The 7,686-nt window shown below is 33.3% G+C and carries 12 protein-coding genes; 6 read left to right on the top strand and 6 right to left on the bottom strand.

Features of this window, described 5'->3' with window-relative positions; translation table 11 throughout:
• The 5 genes from ACZQCL_RS04500 to ACZQCL_RS04480 form a co-directional block, all read left to right on the top strand.
• A partial coding sequence (locus ACZQCL_RS04500; protein WP_482481936.1) for a site-specific integrase occupies positions 1-540 on the top strand: 540 nt, incomplete at its 5' end.
• Positions 541-754: 214 nt separating this feature from the next.
• Positions 755-1,015, top strand: a complete 261-nt coding sequence (locus ACZQCL_RS04495; protein WP_482481935.1) for a carbohydrate kinase family protein — start codon at positions 755-757, stop codon at positions 1,013-1,015.
• 154 nt (positions 1,016-1,169) lie between these two features.
• Positions 1,170-1,433: a type II toxin-antitoxin system HicA family toxin gene (locus ACZQCL_RS04490; RefSeq protein WP_482481934.1), complete on the top strand. Its 264-nt coding sequence runs from the start codon at positions 1,170-1,172 to the stop codon at positions 1,431-1,433.
• Between the two features lies 1 nt (position 1,434).
• Positions 1,435-1,932, top strand: coding sequence for a toxin-antitoxin system HicB family antitoxin (locus ACZQCL_RS04485; protein ID WP_482481933.1), 498 nt, complete (start codon positions 1,435-1,437; stop codon positions 1,930-1,932).
• A gap of 9 nt (positions 1,933-1,941) precedes the next feature.
• The gene (locus ACZQCL_RS04480) at positions 1,942-2,328 is read left to right on the top strand and encodes a hypothetical protein (RefSeq protein WP_462494187.1); all 387 of its coding nucleotides are present in this window, start codon (positions 1,942-1,944) and stop codon (positions 2,326-2,328) included.
• A gap of 54 nt (positions 2,329-2,382) precedes the next feature.
• On the opposite strand, the gene ACZQCL_RS04475 is transcribed toward ACZQCL_RS04480, so the two are convergent.
• The 3 genes from ACZQCL_RS04475 to ACZQCL_RS04465 form a co-directional block, all read right to left on the bottom strand.
• Complete coding sequence (locus ACZQCL_RS04475; protein WP_337531791.1) at positions 2,383-2,706, bottom strand: acylphosphatase; 324 nt, start codon at positions 2,704-2,706, stop codon at positions 2,383-2,385.
• A 4-nt stretch (positions 2,707-2,710) separates the two neighbouring features.
• The gene (locus ACZQCL_RS04470) at positions 2,711-3,655 is read right to left on the bottom strand and encodes a D-2-hydroxyacid dehydrogenase (protein ID WP_482481932.1); all 945 of its coding nucleotides are present in this window, start codon (positions 3,653-3,655) and stop codon (positions 2,711-2,713) included.
• Positions 3,656-3,724: 69 nt separating this feature from the next.
• A complete protein-coding gene (locus ACZQCL_RS04465; RefSeq protein WP_158570498.1) occupies positions 3,725-4,510 on the bottom strand; it encodes a 5-deoxy-glucuronate isomerase in 786 nt (261 codons plus the stop codon).
• 164 nt (positions 4,511-4,674) lie between these two features.
• Here ACZQCL_RS04465 and ACZQCL_RS04460 point away from each other — a divergent pair, with 164 nt between their 5' ends.
• Entirely contained in the window at positions 4,675-4,872 is a 198-nt protein-coding gene (locus ACZQCL_RS04460; RefSeq protein WP_117926860.1) for a hypothetical protein, read from the top strand.
• A gap of 23 nt (positions 4,873-4,895) precedes the next feature.
• Here the strand turns inward: ACZQCL_RS04460 and ACZQCL_RS04455 are convergent, their stop codons facing one another.
• The 3 genes from ACZQCL_RS04455 to ACZQCL_RS04445 all read right to left on the bottom strand — a co-directional run.
• Positions 4,896-6,044 carry an iron-containing alcohol dehydrogenase gene (locus ACZQCL_RS04455; protein WP_227993468.1) on the bottom strand — a complete coding sequence of 383 codons (1,149 nt, stop codon included), beginning with the start codon at positions 6,042-6,044 and terminating at the stop codon, positions 4,896-4,898.
• Positions 6,045-6,053: 9 nt separating this feature from the next.
• A complete protein-coding gene (gene iolC / locus ACZQCL_RS04450; RefSeq protein WP_227993470.1) occupies positions 6,054-7,076 on the bottom strand; it encodes a 5-dehydro-2-deoxygluconokinase in 1,023 nt (340 codons plus the stop codon).
• Positions 7,077-7,189: 113 nt separating this feature from the next.
• Positions 7,190-7,686: NERD domain-containing protein (locus ACZQCL_RS04445; protein WP_482481931.1), on the bottom strand; the 497-nt coding region annotated here is incomplete at its 5' end.

The raw sequence follows: 7,686 nt of genomic DNA, 5'->3' as shown, positions 1-7,686 counted from the left end.
CTGTTAGGGACAGGGCTTCGCATTTCGGAACTCTGCGGACTGACGGAAGCTGACATTGACTTAGACAAACAGCTTATCAATGTAGACCACCAACTTTTGAAGATTGCAGACGTGGGTTACTATGTGGAAACGCCTAAGACGAAAAGCGGCAATCGGGTTATTCCTATGAGTGAAAAAGTGTTGGAAGCATTTCAACGGGTGCTGAACAAACGAAAATATGCACAGCCTGTTATTTTAGAGGGCTACACAAAGTTTCTGTTTCTTAACCGGAACGGCTTGCCAAAAGTGGCAGTCAACTATGAAAGTATGTTCCGGGGGCTTGTAAGGAAATACACAAAAACGCAAAAGGTAGCATTGCCAAAGGTAATGACACCGCACACCTTACGCCACACATTCTGCACCACGTTAGCAAATGCAGGAATGAACCCAAAGGCATTGCAGTACATCATGGGACATTCCAACATCAATATGACGCTGAACTATTACGCGCATACGACTTCCGAAACGTCGATAACAGAAATGAAGCGGCTGATTGCATAAGTAGTAAACGGAGAATTTACTACTCCACATACTACTTTTGAACACCAAAACATACGGGGATATAAGAAGATTTGAGAATATCTTCCATAACAAAAAATGCCGGAAAAGCCTGTAACAATAGGCTATACCGGCATATAAGAACTTTTGAAAAGATAGTCAAAAATTACTTTGTGATTTATTAAGAAATATGCATACTGTAGAAGAAGGAGATTGGATGGGCATCTATTATGTAGATGGAAAGTTCTACCAAAGTCCAATTCATAGAGTACATAGTTTAGAAGCTGTGGGAGCAGGAGATGCCTACGGTGCTGCATTTGTGCATGGACTAATCAATGGATTTGATCCACAGAAAACAGTCGATTTCGCAATCAGTGCTAGTGTATTAAAGCTTATGATTCAACATGATTTTAATGTAGTAACACAAGAGGATGTATTTAAAATCATGAATTCTAAGAATACAAACTTATCTAGATAGTATAAGGGATATCAGTTCAAATAAAATGAATTGATATCTTTTTTTGTTAAATTTTCAGATTTAATGTCTTTTTCACATTGGGTTGTTAAACTTAAATATATAGATAATTATACATAAATGATATTAAATATGATATCATATAAGAAAGGACCCAATGTCTAAAATTGAAAAGTTAATTGCGAAGATTGAAAATTACAAATCTGGAAATAAAGTAGAATTTTCTGATTTAGAGAAGTATTTAAAACACTTTGGTTTTAAGAAGAAAAATCAAAATGGAACAAGTCATGTAATATTTACACATGATTTGTTAGATAGGCCTTTCCCAATTCCTAAACATGGGAATAGTGTAAAAGAAGTATATGTAAAAAAAGCAGTAGAATTAGTTGAAGAGATTAATTTTAGAAAGGAAGAGAGATAGTATGGACTATGCAATGAGAGTATATCCTATGCATTTGGAAAATGGAAAAACAGAATGGTGTGTTGAGTATCCGGATTTAAAAGGCTGTGTAGGTGGTGGAGATACAATTGAAGAAGCAATTGCCGATGCCCAAGCTACTAAAGCTGTATATCTAAGTTATTTAAAAGAAGAAGGAATAGAATTACCAGTCCCAAAAGAGGAAGAAAATCTTCCTAGTGGAAAAATAGCTTTAAGGGTCCCTAAAACGACGCATAAGCAATTATTAGAAAATGCACAAATGGATGGAGTGAGTCTAAATACGTATATAAATACAGCTATTAGTGAAAAAATTGGGCGAGCTTCATTTTCAAATCAACGCATATTGGAGTTGGAACAAGAGTTAGCTTATTATAAATTTAAGGATAAAAATTTAGTGGATAAGCAAAATATGGGTCATGAATCTAAGAAATTTAGTGTTGGAAATTTTGTGTTAAGGTCATTAAAAGATTTTAATGTATAAGGAGAATGTATGTTACAAATAACTGGAATGAATATGTATTTGGAAAGTATCAGATATTCTGTGGAACAAGTATCTAAAGAAAATGAAAATGTTCAAGTTTCTCGATTGTTAGAAATTGTGGATTGTACTGAAACAAAAATAAGTGTTCGCTTAAGAAAAGAGTTAAAATCCGAAAATTTAAATGCTCCTTTTTTAGATATTTCTTCAATCGGGGAATTCTATTTGTCGGATAAAGCAATGCAAAATTTTGATAGTATAAGGGATATGGAAGACTATGTAGAAAAGCGATTGGATTTTCTAGTTGACAAAGTGCAAATGGATGCTTATCTATCGCAGTTGATTGCGAATGTTACAGGATCCTTTGGTAACGCGCCCGTTGTAATTCTATCGGAATAACGAAATTGTTTCTTGATAAAAAAACAATGCTCTAACTCATGAGCATTGTTCAAGTTAATACAGAATATAAAAATCATTCTCATAATAATCAAGTGGAATCTCTTTTTCAGTCACGGAATCAATCTGAATACGATCGATATTCTGAAGATCTGTAATAACTTTATTGATGTTCTTTTCACTTCCTTGCAATTGCGCAGTAACACTACCATCATCGTTATTTTTGGCATAGCCTGTAATACCTAATGGTTTGGCATGGCTTTGTACTTCAAAACGAAAACCAATGTTTTGGACGTTTCCTTCAAAATGAAACTCTTTGCGAATTGTCCCTGGTGGCAATTCTCTTTTTATTTTCTCTTTCTTTTTAAATAAATGAAACATAAAGTTATACCTCTAGATTCACTCTATTTATAAGTTCTTTTCCTTCACAATAATTCTTAATGTTTGTAGCGCTTATTTGGACAATACGATTCAAAGTTTCTTCTAAATGATACCCGCCCGTGATATGTGGAGTGATGATTAAATTGTTTAGATTCCATAATTCACTTTCCTTAGGTAATGGTTCAGGATCCGTTACATCAATATAGGCACTTGAGAATATCTTTTCTTTTAATGCCTTTTCTAATACTTTAGAATCAATTAAAGAACCTCTTCCTACATTGACGAAAATTGGGTGTTTCTTAACATGGGTTAAAGCTTCTTCACCTAATAAATGATACGTAGACTTAGATCCAGGAAGACTTGAAACAATGATATCTGCCTTTTCTAATTCATCATATAGTGAATCCATTGTACATAATTTATCAATATAATCTGGTTTATCTTTAATATTTCTTTTAATCCCCGTAATATGAGCACCCATCGCATAGGCACTTTTAGAAAACTCTTTACCAATATCACCCAAACCAAGTACAAGAATATTAGAGTTATAAATCGATTTAACACTTCCTTCATCTTTCCACTCATGATTGGATTGATTTTGGATATAACTAGGCATATGTTTCATTAAAGTTAAAATGCCAGCTAGAATACATTCTGAAATCGCAACTCCATAAGCACCTGTGGCATTGGCCAGTAATACATTTTTAGGAAAGTCTGGATTATCTGAATATCCATTTGTACCTGCACTGTTGAGTTGTACAAATTCTAAATTGGGAATATTTTTAAGAATATCTACTGGAATATTTCCGATGATGACATTCGCATCTTTGACTTGTTCAAGACTAGGCTTTATTTGTCCTAAATGGATGAATTCACAATTGGACGATGAACTTTCTAATAGTTTTTTATGTTTTTCCTTTAAAGGCATACATGTATATATTTTCTTCATAATCAATACCTCAGATATATTATAATGCAAAACACAAATAAAAAAGCTGCAATGCAGCTCTTATTTATATTATTTTTCAGGCCAGATTTTGCAGTTCGGATCTAGTAGCCATTCGTGTTCTTTAACGTTTTCAGCACCAGTCCAAGGATTGTCATCAAAGTGACGAATGATCCAGAAATAGTTCATTGCGTATCCTGGAGCTGTTACTTGAGGATGAGCTAATTTTTCTGTTACACAAATATAGCTTCTATCTTTGATTTGGTAAACGTTATCTCCATAGAAACTTGCACCAAATCCTTCAGGACGATTGAAACGATAATAGTATAGTTCTGGTTGATCATGTAAGTGTGGAATAAATGTGCTCCATTTACCTGGGTAGTTTACTGTTTCACCAAAGGCCATGTTACTATTAGGATTGATTTTATAGTCAACCATTGTACGAACATTACGAGTAGCACATTCGTTCCATTGTCCAGCTCCACGATCTACAACAACTACATTATCTTTGTTGAATAGAGTTGTAGGGTATGTCTTATCATTTTCTGTTTGGAAACATAGGTATTCACTATCTTCATTTGCAATAACTTCAACTGCGACTTGTTTATTGAATTGTAATCCAACAGGAGCATCATCAAACACATTGCTACGAGTGATTGTGGCTTCTTTGTCTTCGTATTTCAATGTTAGTGAGCCTTCTTGTAACAAAATTAAAGTTTCTTTATCATCACTATAAAAATGTTTCACATCTCCTTTACTAGGGCGAATCAAGTATGAGTATAACATCATATCAGGATATAGATCTGTACGATTTGTTAGTTCGATTTCGCTACTTGTACTTTTAATATAATTCATCATATGTAGTTCCTCACTTTCAAATAAATTATAAGATGAAAAAAAGAATGATAATAAAATAAAAACGATTTTTATTGTGGTAATATTTACCATATTAATGTGGTAGTTAAATTTGTTTTCTTAACTATTATTTATATATATAATTAAATTGGAAAAGAGGAATATTTGTGTCAATAAAAGAAATCATTACATACGTTTTAGGATTTGCAGGATTAATATTGATGTGTTATGTGCGTATGCAATTCACAAAAAGACAACAAGCACAACCTGATAATGCATATACAAAAAAGGAAGAGATTATGCATAAGATTGCAATTGGTTTATTAGGTGTTGCGGTTGTACTAGCTTTAATTCCGATATATTAAAAAAAGAAGCGTAGAGCTTCTTTTTATGCATTTATGACTTTTTTATAAATTTTTTCTAGATCTTGTTGAGTACAATCTTTAATTGTATTTCCAGGAGAACCAGAATCCATGGCATCTTTTGCCATCTTTGAAATATGATTTAAGAAATCTTCTTTATTTACACCATATTCTTGTAAGGTTTGAACATGACATGTTTCAACTAAATTTACCATAGCTTTAAGAAGTTTTTCAGAAGCTTCTTTATCGGAATCCTCTAAAGTAGCAACTCCGACCTCTTTAGCTAGTGTACCAAATTCAGGATAAGCTCCATCTAAGGCAAAGGAGAAACATTCTTTAATCAACATAGCATTACTTAATCCATGAGGAATATGATACAATGCACCAATTGGACGTGACATTCCATGAATAATCGTTACAGAAGCATTGTTGAATGCGATACCTGCTTCTAGAGCAGCAATTGACATTTCTTCACGAGCTTTTACATTGCTTCCATCTGTATATGCGATAGGTAAATATTTCAAGATTCGTTTTACAGCCGATACACTAAAGGATTTAGATAAAGGCTGTGCTTTTTTAGATGTATATGATTCTACTGCATGACATAATGCATCAAGTCCAGTTGCTGCTGTAATTTTACTTGGTGCACTCAATGTAAATTGAGGATCTATAATAGCTAAATCTGGAATAAGAACAGTTCCTTTTAGTAACATTTTTATGTCTTTTTTTGTGTTTGTGATGATTGTAAACTGCGTAGCTTCTGATCCTGTACCAGCCGTTGTAGGAATGGCAATCATGCCTGGTGTTTCAATTGTTATTTCTTTTCCTAAATAATCATCAATTTCTTGTCCGTTTGTGATTACGGCACCAATGGCTTTCATAGAATCAATCGGACTTCCACCACCAATAGCAATTAAGAAATCACAATCTTCAGCTCTGTATTGTTCAACACCTTTTTCAATCATTAGATCGGTAGGTTCACCTGTGATTTGAGAGAAGACAGAATATTCTATATGGTCTTGATCTAATTTTTGAACAACTTTGTCAACATTTTTTAATTCAACCATAACAGGATCTGTAACAATTAAAGCCTTTTTTCCATAATGTAAGTTTGCTTCAGATAGTGCATTTTCTCCCGTGATAATATGTTTTGGAATAATAAAATCTCTAGACATAGTAACCTCCTATATACGTGCAATCATTTCGCCGTATTGTTCCTTTGTTTCTTTTATAAACTGTTGAACTTGTTCTGTGGTTGGTAAATCATCCGAACAGTTATTAGAACGAACCATCATACTGGCTTCAGCACTACCAAATTCCAAACAATCGATCATAGGCCATTCTTGATAAATGCCATATAAGAATCCAGAGGCGTAGCCATCACCTCCGCCAAAACCTTTTCTTGACTTAACAGGGAAAGGCTTGATTGAGTAGCTTTCACCATTGTTTAGATAAGCTGTAGATCCATTCATACCATGTTTAATAACAACCACCTTCGCATTTTTAGCTTGCCAATATTTAGCCGTTTCTTCATCAGTCATATTAGGTTGAATCAATCTTTCTGTTAAATCAAATTCTTGTCTTGACCCCATAATGATGTCAGCTTCATTCGCAACAATTGAATAGTAAATAGAAATTTCATCATCGTTTTTCCAATTGTATTCACGATAATCAATATCAAAAATAATAGGCGTATTCGTCTTTTTTGCGAACATAACTGCTTTAAGTGCAGCCTCACGACTAGGACTTTGTGCTAATGCTGTTCCACTAATTAACAGGGCTTTTCCACTCGCAATATAATCCTCATCAATGTCATCAACAGATAGCTGTAAATCCGCAATACAGTTTCGATACATTAGAATGCTACTTTCTGTGCTTGATAACATTTCAGTAAAAGTAAGTCCTAATTTTTCTCCATTTGTACAACGTGTGATATGACTAGTATCAATATTATGGTCGTTAAAGTAGTCCGTCACAAAATCGCCAAATTGATCATCAGAAACTTTTCCAATAAAACCGGCTTTCATACCATGACGAGTTACACCACAAGCGATATTTGCAGGGCTGCCCCCAACATACTTTTCAAAATGAGAAACATTTTTTAATGGTTTAAAGCCCTCACTAACAGCTGGATTTAAATCAATCGCAACACGTCCTAATAAAATTAAATCATAAGGGCGGCTTGTATCAAAGTTTAAGTATTTCATAATAACCTCCAATTTTTGTTTATCCTATATGAATAGAATACTCTTAAGAGAATAGGAATAATTAAAATAAAATGAGTATATATATGGTAAAAAATGAATTAATTATGAGCAAGTTATGATAATGTTGATCGTTTTTGATTAAATGAATCGAATAAATTTTGAATTTCACTTTCACTTAGCGTGTGCTCACATTGAATATTGTTTAGAGTAGTGATGACATCCTTATACTTGCAGCATAATGCCTGTGTTTGAATCTTATCAATTTCAGAATCATCTTTAATGGCAATCACAGATGATATTTGTCCATCCTTAAACATTTTTTGAATTCGATTTTTATATGTTTGTAACTCATGAATCGGATTAGTGATGCGGATCTTTTTGTTGTTACTTTTAATGATCCAAGAACGATCTTCGTCATTACCAGAATACGTACCAGGATAATCCAAATATTCAACGATTGCGATTCCTTTGTTATAGAAAAAAAGAACAAATTTAGAAGTGACTTGGTGTTGTCTGTTTTCAATTGTCGCGAATGAAAGCTTATGGTTTCCTATACTCTTGTTTAAATAAGAACTATTTGATGCATCTTTTCGAATAAACATGCGCCAAA

The sequence above is a fragment of the Holdemanella sp. genome (genome assembly GCF_056804935.1).
This window is presented reverse-complemented; position numbering and strand designations above follow the sequence as displayed.